The 21,349-nt window shown below is 72.3% G+C and carries 21 protein-coding genes and 1 riboswitch; of the genes, 8 read left to right on the top strand and 13 right to left on the bottom strand.

Annotated elements, in window-relative coordinates; genetic code table 11:
* The first annotated feature begins 235 nt into the window (after positions 1–235).
* Positions 236–1,672 (top strand): transglycosylase family protein, encoded by a 1,437-nt coding sequence (locus tag ACFQ6N_RS22500; protein WP_380651714.1) that lies wholly within the window; start codon positions 236–238, stop codon positions 1,670–1,672.
* 77 nt (positions 1,673–1,749) lie between these two features.
* Here the strand turns inward: ACFQ6N_RS22500 and ACFQ6N_RS22495 are convergent, their stop codons facing one another.
* The gene (locus tag ACFQ6N_RS22495; RefSeq protein ID WP_380651712.1) at positions 1,750–2,241 is read right to left on the bottom strand and encodes a MarR family winged helix-turn-helix transcriptional regulator; all 492 of its coding nucleotides are present in this window, start codon (positions 2,239–2,241) and stop codon (positions 1,750–1,752) included.
* A 47-nt stretch (positions 2,242–2,288) separates the two neighbouring features.
* Between ACFQ6N_RS22495 and ACFQ6N_RS22490 the strand changes: the two genes are divergently transcribed.
* Positions 2,289–2,699 (top strand): cupin domain-containing protein, encoded by a 411-nt coding sequence (locus ACFQ6N_RS22490; protein WP_380651709.1) that lies wholly within the window; start codon positions 2,289–2,291, stop codon positions 2,697–2,699.
* A gap of 266 nt (positions 2,700–2,965) precedes the next feature.
* On the opposite strand, the gene ACFQ6N_RS22485 is transcribed toward ACFQ6N_RS22490, so the two are convergent.
* Both ACFQ6N_RS22485 and ACFQ6N_RS22480 read right to left on the bottom strand, forming a co-directional pair.
* The gene (locus ACFQ6N_RS22485) at positions 2,966–3,157 is read right to left on the bottom strand and encodes a hypothetical protein (RefSeq protein WP_380651707.1); all 192 of its coding nucleotides are present in this window, start codon (positions 3,155–3,157) and stop codon (positions 2,966–2,968) included.
* Positions 3,154–3,513: a hypothetical protein gene (locus tag ACFQ6N_RS22480; RefSeq protein WP_380651704.1), complete on the bottom strand. Its 360-nt coding sequence runs from the start codon at positions 3,511–3,513 to the stop codon at positions 3,154–3,156. The genes ACFQ6N_RS22485 and ACFQ6N_RS22480 overlap by 4 nt, the downstream gene beginning before the upstream one ends.
* Positions 3,514–3,875: 362 nt before the next feature.
* Here ACFQ6N_RS22480 and ACFQ6N_RS22475 point away from each other — a divergent pair, with 362 nt between their 5' ends.
* Together ACFQ6N_RS22475 and ACFQ6N_RS22470 are read left to right on the top strand one after the other, a co-directional pair.
* Entirely contained in the window at positions 3,876–4,712 is an 837-nt protein-coding gene (locus tag ACFQ6N_RS22475) for a Scr1 family TA system antitoxin-like transcriptional regulator (RefSeq protein WP_380651701.1), read from the top strand.
* Positions 4,709–4,924 carry a DUF397 domain-containing protein gene (locus tag ACFQ6N_RS22470; protein ID WP_380651698.1) on the top strand — a complete coding sequence of 72 codons (216 nt, stop codon included), beginning with the start codon at positions 4,709–4,711 and terminating at the stop codon, positions 4,922–4,924. The genes ACFQ6N_RS22475 and ACFQ6N_RS22470 overlap by 4 nt, the downstream gene beginning before the upstream one ends.
* 491 nt (positions 4,925–5,415) lie before the next feature.
* On the opposite strand, the gene ACFQ6N_RS22465 is transcribed toward ACFQ6N_RS22470, so the two are convergent.
* From ACFQ6N_RS22465 to ACFQ6N_RS22455, 3 genes are all read right to left on the bottom strand, one after another.
* Positions 5,416–6,003 carry a recombinase family protein gene (locus ACFQ6N_RS22465; protein WP_380651696.1) on the bottom strand — a complete coding sequence of 196 codons (588 nt, stop codon included), beginning with the start codon at positions 6,001–6,003 and terminating at the stop codon, positions 5,416–5,418.
* A 486-nt stretch (positions 6,004–6,489) separates the two neighbouring features.
* On the bottom strand, positions 6,490–7,200 hold the full coding sequence (locus tag ACFQ6N_RS22460) for a hypothetical protein (RefSeq protein ID WP_380651694.1): 711 nt from the start codon (positions 7,198–7,200) through the stop codon (positions 6,490–6,492).
* A 565-nt stretch (positions 7,201–7,765) separates the two neighbouring features.
* Positions 7,766–9,469 carry a recombinase family protein gene (locus ACFQ6N_RS22455; RefSeq protein ID WP_380651692.1) on the bottom strand — a complete coding sequence of 568 codons (1,704 nt, stop codon included), beginning with the start codon at positions 9,467–9,469 and terminating at the stop codon, positions 7,766–7,768.
* Between the two features lie 51 nt (positions 9,470–9,520).
* Between ACFQ6N_RS22455 and ACFQ6N_RS22450 the strand changes: the two genes are divergently transcribed.
* Positions 9,521–9,853, top strand: coding sequence for an antibiotic biosynthesis monooxygenase family protein (locus tag ACFQ6N_RS22450; RefSeq protein ID WP_380651689.1), 333 nt, complete (start codon positions 9,521–9,523; stop codon positions 9,851–9,853).
* An 83-nt stretch (positions 9,854–9,936) separates the two neighbouring features.
* Here the strand turns inward: ACFQ6N_RS22450 and ACFQ6N_RS22445 are convergent, their stop codons facing one another.
* From ACFQ6N_RS22445 to ACFQ6N_RS22415, 7 genes are all read right to left on the bottom strand, one after another.
* A complete protein-coding gene (locus ACFQ6N_RS22445; RefSeq protein WP_380651686.1) occupies positions 9,937–10,821 on the bottom strand; it encodes a LysR family transcriptional regulator in 885 nt (294 codons plus the stop codon).
* 127 nt (positions 10,822–10,948) lie between these two features.
* Positions 10,949–11,788, bottom strand: coding sequence for an ECF transporter S component (locus tag ACFQ6N_RS22440; protein WP_380651683.1), 840 nt, complete (start codon positions 11,786–11,788; stop codon positions 10,949–10,951).
* On the bottom strand, positions 11,785–13,386 hold the full coding sequence (locus ACFQ6N_RS22435; protein WP_380651680.1) for an ABC transporter ATP-binding protein: 1,602 nt from the start codon (positions 13,384–13,386) through the stop codon (positions 11,785–11,787). Before ACFQ6N_RS22435 ends, ACFQ6N_RS22440 begins: the two co-directional genes overlap by 4 nt.
* Positions 13,383–14,501 (bottom strand): CbiQ family ECF transporter T component, encoded by a 1,119-nt coding sequence (locus tag ACFQ6N_RS22430; RefSeq protein ID WP_380651677.1) that lies wholly within the window; start codon positions 14,499–14,501, stop codon positions 13,383–13,385. The genes ACFQ6N_RS22435 and ACFQ6N_RS22430 overlap by 4 nt, the downstream gene beginning before the upstream one ends.
* A gap of 37 nt (positions 14,502–14,538) precedes the next feature.
* Positions 14,539–15,354: an SCO2322 family protein gene (locus tag ACFQ6N_RS22425; RefSeq protein ID WP_380651674.1), complete on the bottom strand. Its 816-nt coding sequence runs from the start codon at positions 15,352–15,354 to the stop codon at positions 14,539–14,541.
* Positions 15,354–16,640, bottom strand: a complete 1,287-nt coding sequence (locus ACFQ6N_RS22420) for a prenyltransferase/squalene oxidase repeat-containing protein (protein WP_380651671.1) — start codon at positions 16,638–16,640, stop codon at positions 15,354–15,356. Before ACFQ6N_RS22420 ends, ACFQ6N_RS22425 begins: the two co-directional genes overlap by 1 nt.
* Positions 16,641–16,746: 106 nt before the next feature.
* Positions 16,747–16,826, bottom strand: a riboswitch (cobalamin riboswitch).
* Between the two features lie 100 nt (positions 16,827–16,926).
* Positions 16,927–17,553, bottom strand: coding sequence for a TetR family transcriptional regulator (locus tag ACFQ6N_RS22415; protein ID WP_380651668.1), 627 nt, complete (start codon positions 17,551–17,553; stop codon positions 16,927–16,929).
* A 255-nt stretch (positions 17,554–17,808) separates the two neighbouring features.
* Here ACFQ6N_RS22415 and ACFQ6N_RS22410 point away from each other — a divergent pair, with 255 nt between their 5' ends.
* The 3 genes from ACFQ6N_RS22410 to ACFQ6N_RS22400 all read left to right on the top strand — a co-directional run bounded on the left by ACFQ6N_RS22410 (position 17,809) and on the right by ACFQ6N_RS22400 (position 21,143).
* Positions 17,809–19,119 (top strand): glycosyltransferase family 4 protein, encoded by a 1,311-nt coding sequence (locus tag ACFQ6N_RS22410; RefSeq protein ID WP_380651665.1) that lies wholly within the window; start codon positions 17,809–17,811, stop codon positions 19,117–19,119.
* Between the two features lie 222 nt (positions 19,120–19,341).
* Positions 19,342–20,085 (top strand): class I SAM-dependent methyltransferase, encoded by a 744-nt coding sequence (locus ACFQ6N_RS22405; protein WP_380651663.1) that lies wholly within the window; start codon positions 19,342–19,344, stop codon positions 20,083–20,085.
* Positions 20,082–21,143, top strand: coding sequence for a prenyltransferase (locus ACFQ6N_RS22400; RefSeq protein ID WP_380651660.1), 1,062 nt, complete (start codon positions 20,082–20,084; stop codon positions 21,141–21,143). The genes ACFQ6N_RS22405 and ACFQ6N_RS22400 overlap by 4 nt, the downstream gene beginning before the upstream one ends.
* Positions 21,144–21,349: the final 206 nt, after the last annotated feature.

Raw genomic sequence — 21,349 nt, 5'->3', positions numbered from 1 at the left:
CGGCCCCCGCATCTCCCTACTTCCCCCCCGCCTTCAGGGCCCCCACCGCCCCCCCCCCTTCGGCCCCCACCTCCACCCTTTCGCCGGCGCCCCCCCCCGGGGGGGCCCCGCCCCCCCCCGCCCGGCCCGCCCCGGGGCACCGCTCCGCCCACGCCATGCCGTCGGGCGCACCAGCAACCCACGGCGCCAGAGCGCCGCACACCTCAGCCACCCACGCCGCCTCCGGGGGAACGCCATGACCACCGCCGTCCGCAAGAAGTCCATCCTCGCCCTCGCGGCCACCGCGCTGCTCGCGCTGGCCGCCCCGCTCACCCTCTCCGGCCAGGCCTCGGCCGCCTCGGTGTCGACCTGGGACAAGGTCGCCGCGTGCGAGAGCACCGGGAACTGGTCGATCGTCTCGAAGAACGGCCTGTACTACGGCGGCCTCCAGTTCTCCCAGGCCACCTGGCTCGCCTACGGCGGCAGCCAGTACGCGTCGTACGCCAACCAGGCCACCAAGCAGCAGCAGATCCTGATCGCCGAGAAGGTCCTCGCCAAGCAGGGGCCGGGTGCCTGGCCAATCTGCGGGAAGCCGCTGATCGGCGACCACGCCGACCCCTACCCGGCCGGCACCACCTACCCCAACCCGGCGTCCCTGCCGCCCGGCACGCTGGTGAAGTCGCCGAACGGGGCGGCGGTGAAGGTGATGATCAGTGGCGCGGGCGTGCCCGTGGCCGGCTCGGACGTCGCCGCGGACGGGTACGACCTGAGCAGGATCGTGCTGGTGGACGACGCGTCGTTCAACTCGCTGCCGACCGTGCCGCCGGCCGGCACCGTGGTCCACGACCAGGGCGGCGGCGTGCCCCGCTACGTCGTGGTGGCCGGCGCGGCGCTGCCGATCTCGGCCGCCGACTGGACCTCGGGCGGTTACAACTCCCGCCCGGACATGGGCGTTCCGACCGCCTGGCTGCAGAGCGCGGTGGCCGGCCGGCTCCCCACCGGACTGGCGGTGATGGACCAGTCCGGCTCCGACCCGAGCCGCTACGTGATGGTGGGCGGCGCCGCCCTGGCCATCTCGGGCGCCGAGTGGACGGCCTACGGCTACGACCAGCGGGCGCTGATGGGCGTCCCCGGTGACTACCTGCGGGCCCTGGTGGCCAACCAGCTGCCGAGCGGCACCGTCCTGATGGACCAGAGCGGCACCGATCCGAGCCGCTTCGTCATGATCGGCGGCGCGGCGGTGCCGATCTCCGACGCCGAGTGGACGGCCTACGGCTACGACCAGCAGACGCTGATGGGCGTCCCCGGCCGCTGGCTCGCCGCCACGGCCGCCAAGCCGGTCGCCAACGGCACCATCGTCAAGAACGTGTCCGGCGGCGACCCGATGGTGTACGTGATGGCGGGCGGTATGGCCGTCCCGTTGAGCGCCGCCGACTACACCGCCTTCGGCTACGACAAGCGGACGCTGCTCGGCGTCCCCGGCGCCTGGGAGGCCTCGGCCGCCGCGAAGGCCGCGCCGAGTGACGGCACCCTGCTGCTCTCGCCGGACAGCAACACCGTCTGGCAGGTCGTCAACGGCGGTAGCAAGAAGGGCCTGGCCGCGAGCGACTTCGGCCCCGGCAAGCTCGACCTGAACGACGTGGTCACGGTTCCGACGGCGCTCACCGCGAAGCTGCCGACCGTCACCCCGTAGCCGTGTGCGCCGCGCCCCCCGTCTCTGTGAGGCGGGGGGCGCGGTCGTGCGTGTCCGCGCCCGTCAGGCCTTCCTGGTCAGGGCGTGCCGAACCACCGGGGGGTGTCGAGGCGGAACGGGTCGCCGGGGGCGAGCCTGCGCAGGCCGTCCTCCACCTGGCGGAGCTGCTCCTCGCCGAGGGTGGCGGACCACTCGGTGCGCAGCTCGTCGAAGATCCGTGCCGACCGGACCAGGCAGTCCACGCCCCGGTCGGTGAGCCGGACCACCTTGCGGCGGGCGTCGGCCGGGTCGCTGCCGCGTTCGACGTAACCGAGCTGTTCCAGGTTCTCGATGGTCTTGCCGGCCGCCTGCTTGGAGACGCCGAGGCGGCGGCCGAGTTCGACGGCGGTGGTGCCGTGCGGGCCGATCGCCTGGAAGACGAAGCCGTGCATCGGGCGCAGGTCGGGGTGCCCTTCGCGGGCGATGCGCTCGTGCAGCTCGTCGATGATCGTCCGGAAGGCGAGCAGCAGGCGCAGCGGCAGCTCGAAGCCGGGCGGGGCCGGGTCACTTGACACGATAGACAACCTCATTGACCATATAGACAATGCCATTGTCCATCTTAGGGGGTCCCTCCACCATGCCCGTCATCCGCCGCACCGACGCCCGCCGCACCGAGACCCCGAACGCCGTCATGACCACCTACGCCTCACCCACCCAGGGCTCGACCTCCCTGGCCATGTGGCACGTCGACATGGTGGCCGGCGCACAGGGCCCGCTCCACGCCATGGACACCGAACAGATCTGGACCCTCGCCACCGGCACCGCCGCCGTCGACCTCGCGGGCGAAACCGTGGCCCTCGCCGCCGGCGACACCCTCGTCCTCCCCGCCGGCCTCACCCGGCAGATCACCACCGACACCGGCTTCACCGCCGTCGTCGCCTCCCCCTCCCCGTCCCGCGCCTACAACCCCGACGCCCGCACCCCCGAAGGCGCCTGCGACCTCGCCCCGCGCGACGACCAGCGCGTCCTCCCGGCATGGATCGCCTGACCGCCGACACCGTGACCGCCCGCCCGTGAGGTGTAGGAGACTGCTCGCAGTGACCGAGCCGGCGCCCGCACCCGAGGCCCCGGCGAACCAGTAAGGAGCGGCATGTCCGTCGTCAAGATCAACGAATGTGTCAAGCCACTCACATAAGCTGACCGGCTGTCGCAGGACGTGCCGCCGGACGCCGAAGCCCCGCCCATGCGCCACGGGGGACGACAAATGGACGGGGCCACTGGGCGCCGATCCGGCGGAAACCACCAGGGAAGCGCTCAAATACCCCAGCGGGAGCGCCAGTTGGCCTTGTCCATCGCTTCGCGGATACGGGCCATGGTCGGCGAATCGGGGATCGGCTCCAGGGTGGGCGCGCCGGCCTCCGCCTCCTGGTCGTCCTGGTCGCCATACGGCACCGGGCCGCCCAGGAAATGCGTCCAACTCGCAGGCAGGAACTCGGGGTCGGTCACTGGCCCAACTCCTTGCGCACCAAGTACGTGCCGTCCCCGGAGAGCATGGGGCCCCGGAACTCGGCGAGCACGTCAGCAGCCAGGCTGCGCGCTTCGACGTCGTTTACATAGCCCATGGCGCGGGCGAACTGGCGGAGCTGCCCCAACCACTGCTGCACCTGCGCCGCGCTCATGATGCCGACGTGCAGCGCGGGGCCGTACCCGAGATCGACTGCGCCATAGGCGACACTCAGTCCCGCTGGCACGGGGAGCCGCGCAACGCGCAGTGCCTCTTCGAGGGCGTCTTGCATGTCCTCGGCCTGTTGGCGGTGGGCCTGGATTTCCTCGGCCGTTAGGACGTCATCAGGCTGAGACACGGGCCACCGCCTCACACGTCTGCCGGTGCTGCGCCCGGAGCGCTTGCAACTGCCGGACCACAGTCGGGCGGCGAAGGATGCCGTACCGCTTCGCCAACTCCGCCCGCATGATCCGGTGGAACGCATGGCACACGGCGCACTCAGGAGGTTCCATCGGCCACCCTCTCCCAGTTCAGCGGGGTGTTGCGCTCCAAGTCGACTGCGCAACAGATGACTTGAGGCCAGTAGCGGGTGACCGAGCGGTGTACTGCGAAACCGGTAACGTCGCGTCTCTCCGTGCTTGGCTCGTAACTAGGATCGACACCAAGGGCGCCGAAGACCAGTCCTCCAACCCGTAGCAGATCGGCAGGTAAAAATCCCCGATGACGACGTTGACGACGGAGCCCGACCCCACGTCATCGCCTTTGGCGCGCTTCGGCTCAGAACTTCGCAGGTTACGACGGCTGCGCGGCTGGACTCAGGAGAAGCTTGGCGGCCTCCTGGGGTACTCGGACACATGGATCTCTTTGATCGAACGGGGGAAAGAGGCACCAACTTCCAAGTTGGCACTAAAAGCCGATGAAGTGTTCGAGACCGGCGGGGTATTCGTTGAGCTGCTCCGACGCATCACCGGCGCCGCCCTGCTGGAAGGGTTCGAGGAGTTCGCCGACTGCGAGGCCCGCTGTCGGAAGCTCCAGTCCTTCCAGACCGGCGTGATTCCCGGGCTGTTCCAGACCGCCGAATACGCGGCAGCCCTCGCAACCGCAGCCGTTCGACGCGGCAGCATCACCCAGGACCAAGCGGACGAGCGTGTTGCCTTTCTGGTTGCCCGGCAACACCGGGTACTGGAGCGGCCGAACCCGCCGCTCATCCACACAGTCATGGACGAAAGCTGCGTGACGCGACTCGTCGGCGGCCCTCTCCTGATGGCGCGGCAACTGGACCACGTGAGCACGCTCGCCGAGCGCCCGAACATCACCGTGCAAGTCGCACCGCTGAGCCTGGGCGAGATGGTGCCCTTCATCTTCCCCGTCGTGCTGCTGACGCTCCCAGACCGGTCCATGGTCGGCTACAGCGAGGCCCACGCCCGTGGGCACCTGGAGCGGAACTCAACCACCTGCGCGGCATGGGCGAGAGACTACGATCAGCTACAGGTGGAGTCACCATCGACCGTGGCTTCGCTCGCCAGGATCAGCACTGTCCGAAAGGGACTTCAATGAGCATCGACCTTACCAATGCCGGTTGGGTGAAGTCGTCCTACAGCCAGAGCGGCGGGGAGTGCGTCGAGTGGGCACCGAGTGAAGTTGGGAGCCTGGGCGCTGTCCCCGTCCGTGACTCCAAGGACCCTCACGGTCCAGCCCTGACCTTCTCACCCGATGGTTTCGCGGCCTTCGTCGCGGGCGTGAAGGCCGGCGAGTTCGGGGACGTGTGAGCCGCCCGGGCATCCGCCCCCGCAGGAACACAGGAGCCCCCCGCGCCACCCACGCCCCTCAGCAGGGCAGAGGAACAGTACGGGGGGCTTCCTGCTGCGCCTCGGCAAACCCCCCACCCTCTAATCTGCGGCGCCGTGCACGGGCATGGGGGCCGGGTCCACAGCGCCCGTGCGCCCAGAGACTGACCCACCCCCCGGTACCCCCATACATCCACGCGCAACCGGTAAGCACGCGCTAACCGTGCTTAGCGGCGCCTTCGGGAGTCCTTTCTCCAAGCCTCTCGGTGCGGACTCCACTGCAAGGGTGGCTAGTTGATCGTTTTGGGGGCATGGAAACGGCATCACACTCAGGACGCGTACGCGATGCTGGGGCCGGGATCGCCAGCGGCCACACGTCGTGAACTTCAACAACGCCCTGCCCCGGACTCCCGAGACAGCAAAGAGCCGCCCACCCACAACGGGCAGACGGCTCTCACGACAGGGCGCAGCGGCTACGACTCGGCGTCCTCAAGGTGCCGGTAGAGCGTCGCCCGGCTGACCCCCAGCGCCTTCGCGATGCCGCTCACGCTCTCCCCCTTGGCCCGGCGGGCACGGGCAATGGTCAGCTTGTCCTCACTGATCACGGACGGCCGCCCGCCGGTCCGCCCCTGAGCCTTGGCGGCTTCCAATCCGGCGCGGGTCCGGTCCTTGATCAACGAACGCTCGAACTCAGCCATCGCGCCGACGACCTGGAGCATGAGCCGCCCGTCCGGGGTGTTCGGGTCGATGCTGGCCAGCGCGCCCGTGAGGACCTTGAAGCCGATCCCGCGCGCCGACAGCGCGTCCACCATGGTCACAAGGTCGATGAGCGATCGGGCGAAGCGGTCGAGCTTCCAGACGCACAGGGTGTCCCCGGGGCGGAGGTAGTCAAGGACGGCGGCAAGCTCCGGGCGGTCGGTGTTCTTGCCCGACGCCTTGTCGGTGAAGATCCGGGCGCAACCCGCTTCGGTCAGCGCGTCGTGCTGGAGCTGCGCCTCCTGGTCGTCGGTGGAAACTCGGGCGTAGCCAATCAGGTGGCCGGTGGTCTTGGTCGTCGTCATGTATCAATCGTCTCATAACTCGTCTCATAACACCATGGGCTCCAGGCATGTTTTGAGACGGGTTTTGAACACCCGATCGGGGGTCGCTTCGCCCTGTCGGCGGACCGTCTCACAAACCATCGTTTCTGAGACGCCGGGCAAGGGTGACCCACCGTTACGGCGCAGCGGCGGGCATACCCCCCACCCTCTAATCTGCGGCGCCGTGCACGGGCATGGGGGCCGGGTCCACAGCGCCCGTGCGCCCAGAGATCGACCCACCCCCCGGTGCCCCCTCAGGCCGAGGATGCGTGCAAGGCACTATGGATCAGGTCCCGCGCAAACACTCTGAACAGCCATGCGAGCGTTTTCCCTCCCTGCCGGTCGAGGCCAAGGAGGGTAGGGGGCACCCGCCTGGGCCCCCTCTCGCGACCGTGAAACCCGTACGGGAACTCGACTGCTATACGCCAGCGATCCCCGAGGTGGGTCCCAGTGGGTCACCCCCCAGGCTCAGCCGGCCAGCATCACGCCGCGCCAACCGTCGTAGCCGCCAAGCTTCCGACGTGCACCGAACCTCTTGTCCATTGCGGCGAACAAGACCGACTTGCCCACGCGAACCCCCAGCGACCGAGCCAAGGCGGGCTCATCCACGCTGAACGCCTCCCATACCGTCGACGTGCGCACATGCTCACTGCGCGGCGCAGCGCCAAGAGCGACAACCCAATCAGCGGGATCACGCATCGGAGCCCGGAACGGGTCGAACTGTGAAGCCAGCGACAGGAGTTGGGTCGCACGAGTATCCGATGCGGACAGCATCTCGTCAGCAACCGTCTTCACATGGCGCGGCAAACTCGGGTCATCGGAAAGTCGGTGGACCTCCGGCGCAAATGCCAACTCCCGAGCCAGCTCATCGCTGATCCGCTCCAACGCCTCCCGCTCCCCATCTGCGGCCTGACTCGCGGAAAACCGTGCATCGAGCATGCGACCCCGCAGCTCCTGCTGACGCTCCCGCTCGCCAGGCACGTCGGCCAGCTTCCTTGCAGCGGCGACCAGCCACTCACCCATCCCCCGCCGGATCAGCGGAATGTCGCGCCACTCGCCAGCGGGCGTCACCCACTGCGTACCGCTCCACACGAACGGCACCACGGGCACCCCATCCCATCCCACCAGTTCGGCGGCAGCCTCCCAAGCCCGGCGGGCGGAAGCGTTCTCCAAGTACATCCCCACGAATCAGACCCCTTTGAAAATGTGCACGTCACTTCACCCCCGCTGTCGTGCCAGAAGTGAGCCAAAAGTGGACCACGGACGACCGACAGTGGACCGAAAGTGACCCCATGGCGCCGCAAAACAGCAGGCCGGAGTCTGTATAGGTGAAGAGAGGGGGTAAATCAAGCAAATATAGGAAGAGATAGAAAAGCGGCTTCGCAACGTCACTCGTCACCCATCGACGCTTCGCCCAGTCAGTCGCGAGGTGACCCAAGGTGACTCGTTCTTCCCGATTGACCGTCCCAGAGGTGCTCTATTGTTGCCTCAAACCCCCAGGTCAAAGCCTAGATAGGTGGATAGAGAGAACAAACTTACCTACTCGCTGTACTGCAAATCCGGATCGCACTTTGAACCGTCATTCGTCATCCCAGGGCGCAGCACGACAACCGGATGCCCGGCTAGCCCACCGGCAGAGCCCGAAGCGGCTGCACGGCAGCCAGAGGGCATGAAGAAGCCCCGCCCGACCACGGGGGCCGAACGGGGCTGAAAGGGTCCAAGGAGGGTGTCTGAGCGCTTGGTGTTAGTCGGCGGACGGCTTCTCGGCCCACCTGATGACTACGCGGTCCCGGGTGTTTGCGTTCCGGCCCCTGCCTATCGCCTTGGTGATCCGGATCGAGTCCACGAACAGCGACAGGAACTCCCGCTTCCGCTCAAGGGTCATGCCCGCCCAGGTCGAGCCGTCGCCGACCGGGTCGCCGTCAGGGGCCGTCCACTCCGCCGGGATCGTGATGGTTCGGCTGCTTGCCGATCGGAACTCTTCGACTCGCGCGGAAACGCGCTCCTCGTGTGCCGTCAGCCGGGCGACTGATTCGGCGAATATCCGCTTGCCGGTCTCGCCGACGTACAGACCTTCCTGCCGGTCCTGGTACATCGTGCGAAGGGCCTCGCGCACGTGAACCAACTCGGCTTCTGATGCGGCCTGTTCGGCATCATGAGTCGGGCCCTGCTGCTGGCGGGTGAATCGGCGAGCAGCCTCCATCAGCCACTCCGCGTCGTCCTCGTCCGCCGGGTCCATGGCTGCCAGACGCGCCCACACAGAGCTGGCCACCTCGTAGTCCGTAGCCGTTGCGTCGATGACCAAGCCGCCATGTCCGGGGACGACCCCGGCGGGGCGGTTGCACTTGTAGTAGGGCTTCGGGCTCTCGTCCTCGCCCCTGTTGTCCGCCACCATGACCGAGCCGCAGACATCGCAGAACAGCATCCCGTGACCGGCGAGCAGCGTCGGGACACGACGGCCGGAGCGGACCACGACCTTTGACCGGCCGTCCAGGATCTCTTGGAGGGCCCACCACTCCACGGCGGTGATGATGCCTTCGTGCGACACGACGGGAGAGCCATCGTCTCCGCGCAGCACGGTCCGCTTGCCCTGAGTTCCGGGGATCACGTTGCCGTCCTCGTCCTTCGTGCGCGGCTTCCGGCCCTCCCAGACCATGGCGTACCCGGCGAGCCGGGGATCACGGAGGATGCGCAGGACGGTGGAGGTCGTCCAGCCGGGGCTGCTGAGGCTCTTGGACGAGCCGTTTGCGCGGCGTGCTTCAAGGCGCTTGGTGCCCTTGTCGCCCAGCGTGGTCACCTTGGTCGGGACGTTCCCCTTGGTGAGCTGGCGCGCTATGTCCCCGGCGGACATGCCATCGGCAGCCCAACGGGCCATGTCGCGCACGTGCGGTGCTTCGACTGGGTCGGGGACCAACCGCATCACGGACAGTTCGCCGCGCCGCTCCCGGACCGTCCGGAAGCCGTACGGCGGGATGCCGGAGACGTGGCTCCCGGCCGCGCGTAGCGTCTCCTTGGTCGCCGTGACATACGCGGACTTGAGGTCGGATTCCTGCTGGGCCAGTGCGGCGATCAGACCGAAGATGGCAACGCCCATCGGCGTGGAGGTGTCGAGGTAGGGCTCTTCGACCGAGACCAGGCGCACGCCGTACCGGGCCAGTTCCTCGTTGATCTTCATGGCCTCCAGGGCACCTTGCCTCGTGAGGCGGGAGAGGGAGAACACGACCACGGCGTCAACCTGACCGGCGCGGATGGCCGCCATCATCTCCTCGAACCCGGGCCGGGTGACGTTGGGGTCCCAACCCGACTTGCCGACGTCTTCGAAGTGGCCGTTGTTCTCCCAGCCCTTGGCGACGATCAGGGCTTCGGTCTTCGTCCGCTGGGCAGCCGGCGAAGCCTGAGAGTCGTCCTCACGCTTCTTTGACTGTCGTATGTAGGAGACTGCTCGCACGTGGTCAAGGTTAAGTGCCCAGGTAGAGGGCCTAACGATGAGAGGTGTCATGTGAGTAGCGTCGTCAAGATCAACGTACTGACGGTGCCGGCCGAGCAGCGCGAGGTGCTGGAGCAGCGCTTCGCCTCCCGCGCCGGAGCGGTGGAGAACTCGGACGGCTTCGAGTGGTTCGAACTCCTCCGCCCGGTCGAGGGCACCGACCAGTACCTCGTCTACACCCGCTGGCGCAGCGAGGAGGACTTCAAGGCCTGGATGGAGGGCCCGATGCAGGCCGCCCACCGCGGCGGCAGCACCGACGGCGGCGAGGCCCCCAAGCGCCCGGCCGCCTCCGGCTCCACCCTCTGGTCCTTCGAGGTCGTCCAGTCCGCCGGCCCCAAGGCCTGACGCGGCACTGTTGCTCCACACCTCGGGCCCTTCCCTTGCTGGGGAAGGGCCCGAGGCTTCGGCGATCATCGCGAGGTGCCCGGTCAGGCCGGGGTGGGGTGGAGGAACTCGCGGAGGGTGGGGGCGGGTTCGTGGGGGGTGCGCCAGATGAGGCGGAGGTGGAGGGGTGGGGGCGGGGGGTCGAGGGGGAGGCGGGTGAGGGTGCCGGTGGCGAGTTGGTCGTGGACGGCGAACTCGGGGAGGAGGGCGATGCCGAGGCCCTGTTCGGCGCAGGCGCGGGTGACGGTGACGCCGCCGGTGTGGACGCGGTGGACGTCGTGGCCGAGGAGGTGTTCGCCGGCGAGGTGGAAGGAGCAGCCGGGGGTGTTGACGAGGAGGCGTTGGCCGCGCAGGTGTTCGCGGGTGAGGGTGGTGGCGTGGGCCAGCGGGTGGGTGGGGGCGGCGACCAGGGCGAGGGGGACGGGCTGGAGGTCGTGGTGGTCGAGCGGGGCGGGCGGCAGGTGGAAGCCGAGCGCGCCGAGCAGGCCGGGGGAGTCGAGGACGAGCGCGGCTTCGAGGGCGCCGGCCGCGACGCCGTCGAGCAGGACGTCCCGGGCGGTGTCGGTGCGGAGGGATATCTCCAGGCCGGGCCGGCGTTCGGTGAGGCGGGCCAGGACGGCGGGGAGGTGGGTGGCGGCGACGGCTTCGAGGACGCCGAGGCGCAGGCGGGTCCGGGTGAGGACGACGTCGCGGCGGGCCTGGTCGGCCTGGTCGAGGAGCCGTCGGGACCAGGGGAGCAGCCGTTCCCCGGCGGGGGTGAGGGTGATGTCGCGTCTGGCGCGGTCGAAGAGTTCGGTGCCCAGGCTGTGTTCGAGGGTGCGGACCTGTTCCGAGACGGAGGACGGGGCGAGCCCGAGTGCCATGGCCGCGCCGGTGACGGTGCGGTGGGCGACGAGGGCCTCGAAGACGCGCAACTGACGTAGTTCCACTGGTTTCCCCGACTTCCGAACCGCCCCCGTGTGTCCGTGCTGCGGGACAGCGTACGGCGGTGCCGCGCGCGTACGTTCGGAAATGCGGAACGCCGCATGAGGGTTCCGTGGTCGGACGGGTGGAGGCTCAGCGCTGTTCCGGCGGGCGGAAGACGACCGGGGCGTCGAAGGCCGCCCGTCGGGTGGTCCGGCGCAGGGCGCGCAGGACCGGGGTGCCGAGGGTGAGGCACAGGACGACGGTGAGGGCGGCCCGGGGCAGGTCCCAGCCGAGCGAGGTGGTCAGGCAGTAGGCGGCGAAGCGGACCAGGTTGGCGGGCAGCGGGTCGCCGGGGACGAAGGAGATGGAGCCGGCCAGGCCGCCGATGTACGGCCAGCCCTGGAGGTTCATGATCGTGCCGTAGAGCAGGGCGGACACGGCTCCGTACCCGGCGAGGAGGAGGAGTTCGCGGCGTCCGCGCAGCCCGGCGGCGCCCGGCAGCAGGCCCGCGCCGAGGCAGACCCAGCCCATCGCGAGCATCTGGAACGGCAGCCACGGCCCGACGCCGCCGGTGAGCAGGGCGGAGGCGAACATCGACAGCGAGCCGAGGACGAAGCCGAATCCGGGGCCGAGCACCCGCCCGGACAGCACCATCAGGAAGAACATCGGTTCCAGGCCCGCCGTGCCGGCGCCGAGGGGCCGCAGGGCCGCGCCCGCCGCCGCCAGCACCCCCAGCAGGGCGACGGACTTGGCGTCCAGCCCGGGCGCGCCGCCGCCCGCCGTCCGGCCCTCGGAGATCTGCGCGATGACGACGGCGAGCAGCAGGGGGAGGAGGAGGGCGAACAGCCAGGGTGCGTCGGTGGAGTGGCCGACCAGCGCGGACTTGGTGGAGGCGAGCAGGGGCCAGCCGAAGGCCGTGACGCCGACGGCGGAGACGAGGAGGAGCGCGGTGACGGACCGGCGCCCCAGTGGGACGGGGCGGGTGCTCATGCGCCGATCGCCTCCGTGACCTGCCCGACGGTGAGCCACGGCCCGGGCGCGAGCACCTTGGCGACCTGCGGGGCGAAGGCGGGGGAGGAGACCACGACCTCCGCCGTGGGGCCGTCCGCGACGATCTCGCCCTCGGCCAGGATCACCGTGCGGTGGGCGAGTTCGGCGGCGAGTTCGACGTCGTGGGTCGCCAGCAGCACCGCGTGGCCTTCGGCGGACAGCTCGCGCAGGATCCGCACCAGCCGTGCCTTGGCCGCGTAGTCCAGGCCGCGGGTCGGTTCGTCGAGCAGCAGCAGCGGGGGCCGGGCGGTGAGGACGACGGCGAGGGCGAGGGTGAGCCGCTGGCCTTCGGAGAGGTCGCGGGGGTGGGCGGTGTCGGTGATGCCGGGCAGCAGGCGTTCGACGAGGGCGCGGCAGGTGCCGGGGGCGGCGCCCGCGTCGGTGTCCGCGGCCGCGCACTCGGCGGCGACGGATTCGCCGTACAGCAGGTCGCGCGGGTCCTGCGGGACGAGGCCGACCTGGCGGATCAGTTCGGCGGGGCGGGTGCGGTGCGGGGTGCGGCCGCCGACCCGGACGCTGCCGGAGGCGGGGGCGTGCAGGCCGACGAGGCTGCCGAGCAGGGTGGACTTGCCGGCGCCGTTGCGGCCCATCAGGGCGGTGATCTCCCCGGGGTGGAGGGCGAGGTCCACGCCGCGCAGGGCCTGGACCGGGCCGCGCCGGACGGCGAGGCGGTCGGTGACGGCGACGGGGGCGCCGGTCGCGACGGCGGTGGGCGCGGGCGCGCGGCCGTCCAGTTCGGCGCGCAGTGGGGCGGCCTTGCGCCGTGCGTCGCGTACCGACAGCGGCAGGGGCCGCCAGCCCGCGAGCCGGCCGAGGCCGACGACGGGCGGGTGCACCGGGGAGTGCGCCATCACCTCGGCGGGCTCGCCCAGCACCGGGGGCCCGCCGGGGGTCAGCAGCAGCACCCGGTCGGCGTACTGGACGACGCGTTCCAGCCGGTGCTCGGCCATCAGCACGGTGGTGCCGAGGTCGTGGACCAGCCGTTGCAGGACGGCCAGGACCTCTTCGGCCGCGCCGGGGTCGAGCGCGGAGGTCGGCTCGTCCAGGACGAGGACGCGCGGGTGCACGGTGAGCACCGAGCCGATCGCGACGCGCTGCTGCTGGCCGCCGGAGAGGGAGCCGAGCGCGCGGTCGCGCAGGTCGGCGAGGCCGAGCAGGTCGAGGGTCTCCTCGACCCGGCGGCGCATCACGTCGCCCGGCAGGCCCAGGGACTCCATGCCGTAGGCGAGTTCGTCCTCGACGGTGTCGGTGACGAAGTGCGCGAGCGGGTCCTGGCCCACGGTGCCGACCAGGTCGGCGAGTTCGCGCGGCCGGTGTTCGCGGGTGTCCCGGCCGCCGACCGTCACCCGGCCGTGCAGCACGCCGCCGGTGAAGTGCGGCACCAGGCCGCTGACCGTGCCCAGCAGGGTGGACTTGCCGGAGCCCGACGGGCCCACCAGCAGGCACAGTTCGCCCTCGGGAACGGTCAGGTCGACGCCGTCGAGCGCGGGTGCGGCGGTGTCCTCGTACCGGACGGAGACCTGCTCGAAGGTGATCACGATGCCCTCCGGGGCGGGGTCGGGGCGGCGAACGCCGGTACCAGGCCGAGCAGGACGGCCAGCACCGCGGCCAGCGGCAGCGCGGGGACGGTCGGCGGGACGACGGTGGGGGCGAAGGCGGCCGGGTCCTGCCCGGCCAGGTAGGTGGCGAGGGCGGCCACGGCGGCGCCGGACCCGGCGGTCAGCCATTCCGGCAGGGCCCAGGGGTCGGGCCGGTAGCGGGTTCTGGCGGACCGTCGGCTGCCGAGCAGCAGTCCGGCGAAGGCGGCGGCGAGGCCGGCTCCGAGGACGGGCAGGGCCCAGCCGGTGCCGCCGGCGGTCAGCAGTCCGTACGCGGCCAGGCAGATCCCGAGCAGTCCGGCGAGGGTGAGTGCCGCCGTCACCCGGGCGAGCCGGGGCGGGACGTCGGCGGTGCGGCCGAAGCCGCGGGTGTCCATCGCGGCGGCCAGGGCGATGGAACGCTCCAACGCGCCTTCCAGCACCGGCAGTCCGACGCTCAGCACGGCCGCGACGCCCTTGTCGGAACGGCCGCGCAGGCGCCGGGCGGCGCGCAGCCGGCGGACGTCGGCGACCAGGTTCGGCGCGAAGGTCATCGCCACCACCACCGCCACGCCCGCCTCGTAGAGCGCGCCGGGCAGGGCGCGCAGCAGCCGGGCCGGGCTGGCCAGGGAGTTGGCGGCGCCGACGCAGACCAGCAGGGTGGCCAGGCGCAGCCCGTCGTACAGGGCGGCGAGCAGGCCCTCGACGGTGACCCGTCCGCCGATCCGCACGCCCTGCGCCCAGTGCGGCAGCGGCACTTCGGGCAGGGTGAACAGCACATGGGTGCCGGGGACGGGCGAGCCGAGGAAGACGGCGAACACCAGCCGGATGCCGAGCACCAGCAGCCCCAGCCGCAGGAACGCCCCGTACGAGCGCGACCAGGGCGCGTCGCCGCGCCGGGCCGCGACCACGTACCCGGCGACGGCGACGAGCAGCAGCAGGATCGCCGGGTTGGTGGTGCGGGTGGCCGCGGCGCCCAGCCCCAGCGCCCACAACCACCAGGCCCCGGGGTGCAGTTGGCGGGGGCCGGTGGGCGGTCGGGTGCTGCGGGCGGTACGGCGGGTGGTGCTGCTCACGGGGACGGTCCTGGATCGGGTGGGGCCTGGGCGGGGTTCACGGGGTACGGCGGCGGCGCGCCTGCCAGACGGCGCCGCCCGCGAGGACGGCGACCAGCGCGCCACCGGCGATCAGCCCGACGTCCGGGCCGCTGCCGTGGTCGGCGGGGGTGGCGGCGCCGTCCGGCTTCGCGGCGCCCGCCGCGCCGACCTGGTCGGCGCAGCCCGCCTTCGGGTACCCGGCGATGGCGCACAGCAGGCCGTTGGTGTCGTACCGCAGCGGCGGCGCGACGACGGCCAGCACCTCGGCGGAGGTGGCGCGCGGGGCGACGGCGGCGCAGGCCGTCCGCGTCTCGGGGACGGCCCCGGCGGGGGTGCCCGCGGTGGCTCCGGCGGAAGGCCCGGCAGAGGCTCCGGCGGAAGGCCCGCCGGTGGCCCCGGTGTCCTCGGCGGTCCCGAAGTCCAGCACCACGGCCACCCGCTTGCGGCCGTCCTGCGCGGGGGTCTGCGCGCAGATGTCCGCGAAGCTCCCGGCGGTCCGCGGCTTCGCGGCGTCCTGCCCGCCGTCGGGGCTCGCCGCGAACCGCCAGCCGTCCACCGCGCCGTCCGGCGGCACCGCGATCGCGGGCCCCTGCTGCTGGTACGCCCAGCCGCCGCCCTCGGCGCCGCGCCAGAACGACCAGTAGCGGTAGCCCGCCGCCTGCGCGGGCGCGGCACCGGCGACGGCCAGCAGCGCCCCGGCGAGCGCCGTGACCAGCGTGAGGAGCAGTGGCCGGATCGGCGTCAGGAGCAACGGCCGGACCGGCGGGCGGCCCGGTGCGACGAGGCGCGCGCGGGCGGCGGGGCGGCGGGGCGCGCGGCGGACCGGGTGCATCAGAGGTTGGGGTTGCGCTTGCGCTGGAGGCTGAGGAGCAGGCCGCCGCCGATGCCGACGAGCAGGCCGATGCCGATCAGCCAGTACTGGCTGAACCCGTCGTGCTTCTTCTTCGCCGTGCCGGTGTCCGCCGGGGTGGCGGCGGTGGCCTTGGGGGCGGGGCCCAGGGCGGTGAGCTTGCCGGTGAGCTCGGCGGCGGCCCGGTGGTCGGCCTGGCTGACCAGGAGCAGGGTGGCGGTGGCGCCGGCGTCGGTGCCGTCCTTGGTCCAGGCGGCTTCCTGCCCGTCCAGCCAGTCGACGGCGCCGGAGGCCTGCTCGGGGTGGCCGCCCTGGATGAGGGCGAGGGCGGCCCAGGCGGTCGCGGTGTAGTCCGGGGTGGGGGCGGCGCCCGGGGTGGTGAGGGTGAGGTGGTTGCCGCCGGCCGCGAGCAGGCCGGTGAGGTAGGCGCCGACGGCTTCGCCCGCCTCGGCGTGCGGGACGGTGGCGGGCGCGGAGCCGTCGGCGCAGGCGAGCGGCTTGGGCTCGGTCTGGGTGCGCACCGAGGTGGCGACGGGCAGGTGCCCGCCGGTGGCGGCGAGGGCGGCCTGGGCGCTGGCCAGGGTGTTGGGGGCGAGGGCGCCGGTGGCGGGGTCCGGCTGGTAGGCGTAGGCGCCGCGCTGGTCGGCGGGGGCGGCGCAGCCGAGCTGGAAGCGGGCGAGGCCTTCGAGCGCGTTCTTCCCGGCCCCGGCCCCGGCCCCGGCGGTCCCGGACGCGGAGCCGGCCCCGGCCTTGGCGACGCTCGCCGGGTCGGTCCTGGCGGCGAACAGCGCGTTGACGGCGAGCCCGGTCGAGTTGGCGTCGCCCGGGCTGCCGGGGTTGTAGGCCCAGCTGCCGTCGGCGTTCTGGTTGGCCTTGAGCCAGGCGACGCCCTTGTCGACGGCCGGCTGGTGGCCGCCGAGGGCGACCAGGGCCTGGATGGCGACGGCGGTGGCGTTGCTGTCCTCGGTCTTGGGGTCGCAGGCCGCGCCGGCCGCCCGGTAGGAGGGCCAGCCGCCGTCCTCGCACTGCTGGCCGGTGAGCCAGCCGACCGCCGAGTCGGCCGGGGTGACCTCGGCCTCCTTCAGCGCGACGAGCGCCAGGGACTGCCGCCACACGCCGTCGTACGTCGGGTCGCTCTTCCCGTACAGGCCGTCGGGGACGGCGGCGGGGGTCGGCGCGGGGCTGTCGGCCAGGGCCGGTCCGGCGGCGGCGCCGACGAGCAGCGCGGCGGACAGGGCGGCGGCGCCCAGGCGGGCGGCGGTCAGCATGGTGCGGGTGTGCCTTTCGATGAGCGGTGGTGGCCCGGGCGGGGCCGTTCCGTAGTCCTCGACGGTGCCGGGCGGGTGCGTCCGGTCGAGCCGCTCGCCCCTCCCCGGGTGCTCCGACTCGCCCGGTGGCCCAGCGGGCCGGGCTCACGGTTGCGGGGTCAGCGCCGGATTCGCACCGGCTTTCCCCGGGGGAGGAGCGGGATGGAGTTGTGCTGCCCGTCGACTCTAACCGCCGGGGCGGCGTCGGTCCGCCCGCGCGCCGGGAGGCGGCAGGAACAGGTTCCAGTCAGGGCAGGGTGAGCAGCCGGGCCGCGGTGTGCAGGTCGGCCCGGACCTCGGCGATCGAGGCGCGCCCGGAGAGCCAGGCGACGAGCGCCGAGTGCCAGGTGTGCTCGATCACCCGCACCGCCGCGCGCTGGCTCTCGCTGGGCGGGCCGGACTGGCCGATCGCGTCCAGGATGAGCTGCCCGGTGGCCACGCTGACCTGGTCCACCTCGGCGCCGACCGAGCGGTCCGCGAAGGACAGCGCCCGGACCATCGCCTCGGCGAGCAGCGGCTCGCGCTGAAGGGCGTGGAAGGCCCGGGTGAGGGTGTCGGCGACCCGCAGGGCCGGTTCCGGGTCGGTCGGCGGGTGCCGCCGGATGTGCTCGTGCAGGCCCTGCAACTGCTCCAGCATCACCGCGACCAGCAGGTGCACCTTGGACGGGAAGTACCGGTAGAGCGTGCCCAGCGCCACCTGGGCGCTCTCCGCGACCTCCCGCATCTGCACCGCCTCGTACCCGCCCCGGGCGGCCAGCGCGGTGGCGGCCCGCAGGATCCGCCGGCGGCGCTCGGCCTGCGGCGTGGTCAGCGGCAGCTCACCGGGCCGGAGCGCGACGGGGGTCGGGGTCAGGGGCTCGGTCGACGGCGGCAAGGGTGCTCCCGGGCAGGCGAGAGTGGCGGTGTGCTTCCACAGGTCGGCAGGGGTCGGCAGGGGTCGGGCGGGGCGGTCGGCGTGGCGGGAATCACCAGCCCTGGCTCCTGAGGAAAAGCTACGGGCCGGTATCTTCGAGGTCTCTCATTGTTCACGTGGTCGATGACGAGTTCCACAGCCACTGAAACCTGATCTACTTTAGCGACCGGCCGCACAACCGGCAGCACGATCAGCAGCTAGAGAAGAGGGCCCAGGATGACCGCGCAGCCGCTGCGGATTGCCCTGCTGTCGTACCGCGGGGACCCCTTCTGCGGCGGTCAGGGCGTGTACGTACGGCACCTCTCGCGTGAGCTGGCCAGGCTCGGCCACCACGTGGACGTGATCGGCGCCCAGCCCTACCCCGTGCTGGACGAGGTCGAGGGCCCCGGCTCGGTGCGCCTGGTCGAACTGCCCAGTCTGGACCTCTACCGCGCCGACGACCCGTTCCGCACCCCCGCCCGCGGTGAGTTCCGCGGCCCGGTGGACGTGCTGGAGTTCGCCACCATGCGCACCGGCGGCTTCCCCGAGCCGCTGACCTTCTCGCTGCGCGCCCGCCGGTACCTGGCCGCCCACAAGGGCCGCTACGACGTGGTGCACGACAACCAGACCCTCGGCTACGGCCTGCTGGGCCTGGCCCGGCACGGCTTCCCGCTGGTCACCACCATCCACCACCCGATCACCGTCGACCGGCAGCTGGAGCTGGACGCGGCGACCACCCGGGTCAAGCGGCTCTCGCTGCGCCGCTGGTACGCCTTCACCCGGATGCAGCGCCGGGTCGCCGCCCGGCTGGACCGCGTGATCACCGTCTCCGGCACCTCGCAGCGCGAGATCGCCGAGCACCTGGGCGCCGCGCCCGGCGCGATCTCGGTGGTGCCGATCGGCGCCGACACCCGGCTCTGGTCGCCCTCGGACACGGTCGCGCGGGTGCCCGGGCGGATCGTCACCACCTCCAGCGCGGACGTCCCGCTCAAGGGGCTGGTGTTCCTGGTGGAGGCGCTCGCCAAGGTCCGCACCGAGCGGGACGCCCACCTGGTGGTGGTCGGCAAGCCGCAGAAGGAGGACGGGCCGGTGGCCGAGGCGGTGCGCCGCTTCGGGCTGGCGGAGCACATCGAGTTCCGCAGCGGCCTGACCGACGGCGAGCTGGTCGACCTGTACCGCTCGGCCGAGGTGGCCTGCGTCCCGTCGCTGTACGAGGGCTTCTCGCTGCCCGCCGCCGAGGCGATGGCCACCGGCACCCCGCTGGTCGCCACCACCGGCGGGGCGATCCCCGAGGTCGCCGGGCCGGACGGGGAGACCTGCCTGGCCGTGCCGCCGGGGGAGGCGGACGTGCTGGCCGGCGCGCTCGGCCGGCTGCTGGACGACCCCGGGCTGCGGGCCCGGCTGGGCGCGGCCGGACGGGAGCGGGTGTTGGCCCGGTTCACCTGGGAGCGGGCCGCCGAGCTGACCGCCGAGGCGTACCGGGCGGCGATCGCCACCGGCGCCGGTGCCCGGGCCCGCTCCGGGCCCGGCTGGCGGTACGTGGCCTGAGCCGGGCCCGGGCGCCGGCGCCCGGCGGGTCGGCCGGAGCGGGTCGGCCGGAGCGGAACGGCCGGAGCGGGTCGGCCGGAGCGGAACGGCCGGAGCGGAACGGCCGGGGTGGAACGGCCCCGAGCGGAAGGCCCGGAGCGGAACGGCCCGGGGCGAGTTCGCTCGACGATGCGTGACGAAGCGTCAAGAGCGCTTGGTGGCAATAGGAATGGGAGTCCTGCAGTGCTGACCGTCGATTTCTCGCGCTTCCCGCTCGCCCCCGGCGACCGGGTGCTCGACCTGGGCTGCGGCGGGGGCCGGCACGCGTTCGAGTGCTACCGCCGCGGTGCCAACGTGATCGCCCTCGACCAGAACACCGAGGAGATCGCCGAGGTCACCAAGTGGTTCGCGGCGATGGAGCAGGCCGGTGAGGCCCCCGAGGGCGCGTCGGCGGTCGCGATGGAGGGCAACGCGCTGGCGCTGCCGTTCGAGGACGAGTACTTCGACAAGATCATCATCTCCGAGGTGATGGAGCACATCCCCGACGACAAGGGCGTGCTCAACGAGATGTTCCGGGTCCTCAAGCCGGGCGGCCTGCTCGCCGTCACCGTGCCGCGCTGGCTGCCCGAGAAGATCTGCTGGGCGCTGTCCGACGAGTACCACGAGGTCGAGGGCGGCCACATCCGGATCTACCGGGGCGACGAACTGCTCGACAAGCTCAAGGACGCCGGCCTGCGGCCGTACGGCACCCACCACGCGCACGCGCTGCACTCGCCGTACTGGTGGATCAAGTGCGCGGTCGGCGTGGACAACGACAAGGCGCTGCCGGTCAAGGCCTACCACCAGCTGCTGGTCTGGGACATCGTCGGCACCCCGGTGATCAGCACCCTCACCAAGGCCGCCGAGCGGGCCCTCAACCCGGTCATCGGCAAGAGCTTCGTCGCGTACGCCTCCAAGCCGAACCGCGCGCCGGGCGGCGCGGCGTGACCGCCGCCGTCCCCGAGGTGCTGCTGCTCGACGGCGTGCTCGACGCCGAGCAGGCCGCCGGCACCGTGCGCAGCATCCTCGCCGAGCAGCGCCCGGACGGCGCCATACCGTGGTTCGCCGGCCACCACCTCGACCCCTGGGACCACACCGAGGCCGCGATGGCCCTCGACACGGCCGGCGAGCACGCCGCCGCCGAGGCCGCCTACCGCTGGCTCGCGGCCGCCCAGAACCCGGACGGCTCCTGGTACGCCGCCTACACCGACGGCGTGGTCACCGACCGCGCCAAGGAGAGCAACTTCTGCGCCTACGTGGCGGTCGGGGTCTGGCACCACCACCTCAGCACCGGCGACGACGCCTTCCTGGAGTGGATCTGGCCGGTCGTCCGGCGCGCTCTGGACTTCATCACCGCCCTGCGGCTGCCCGGCGGCCCGATCGCCTGGCGGGTGGCCGAGGACGGCACCGCCACCGACGAGGCGCTGCTCACCGGCTCGTCCAGCGTCCTGCACGCGCTGCGCTGCGGCCTGGCGATCGCCGACTACCTGGAGGAGCCGCAGCCCGACTGGGAGCTCGCGGCCGGCCGGCTCCGGCACGCCATCGCCCACCACCCGGAGCGGTTCCTGGACAAGGACCGCTACTCGATGGACTGGTACTACCCGGTGCTCGGCACCGGCCTGCGCGGCGACGCGGCGGTGGCCCGGATCGAGCGGGACTGGGACCGCTTCGTCGTCCCCGGCCTCGGCGTGCGCTGCGTCAGCGACCGTCCGTGGGTGACCGGCGGCGAGAGCGCCGAACTGGCGCTGGCGCTCTGGGCGATCGGGCAGTCCGACCGCGCGGTGGACATCCTGCGCTGGATCCAGAAGCACCTGCGGCACGAGGACGGCTCGTACTGGACCGGGTACGTCTTCGAGGACGACGCGATCTGGCCGGAGGAGCGCACCACCTGGACGGCCGGGGCGCTGCTGCTCGCGGTGGCCGCGCTCGGCGGGGACCCGGCGACGGTCGCGGTCTTCGGCGGGGACCAGCTGCCCGCCGGGCTGGTGGTCCAGGACTGCTGCTGAGGGCGGCGGCGCGCTCGTCCTCCGGTCGGTCGGTCGGTCGGACAGACGGACAGACGGACAGAAGTACGGACGGACAGGCAGACGGTCGGACGGAAGTACGGACGGAACGCGGAAGGGGGGGGGCGGAGGAGAGAGCGCACCCAGCCCGGCGGTGGCGGGGGGGGGGGGACGCGCAGCAGCACCGCGGGGGGGGGGGGGAGCCCCCC

Origin of the sequence: Kitasatospora sp. NPDC056446 (genome assembly GCF_042796115.1) — a bacterium.
Taxonomy (GTDB): Bacteria; Actinomycetota; Actinomycetes; order Streptomycetales; family Streptomycetaceae; genus Kitasatospora.
This window is presented reverse-complemented; position numbering and strand designations above follow the sequence as displayed.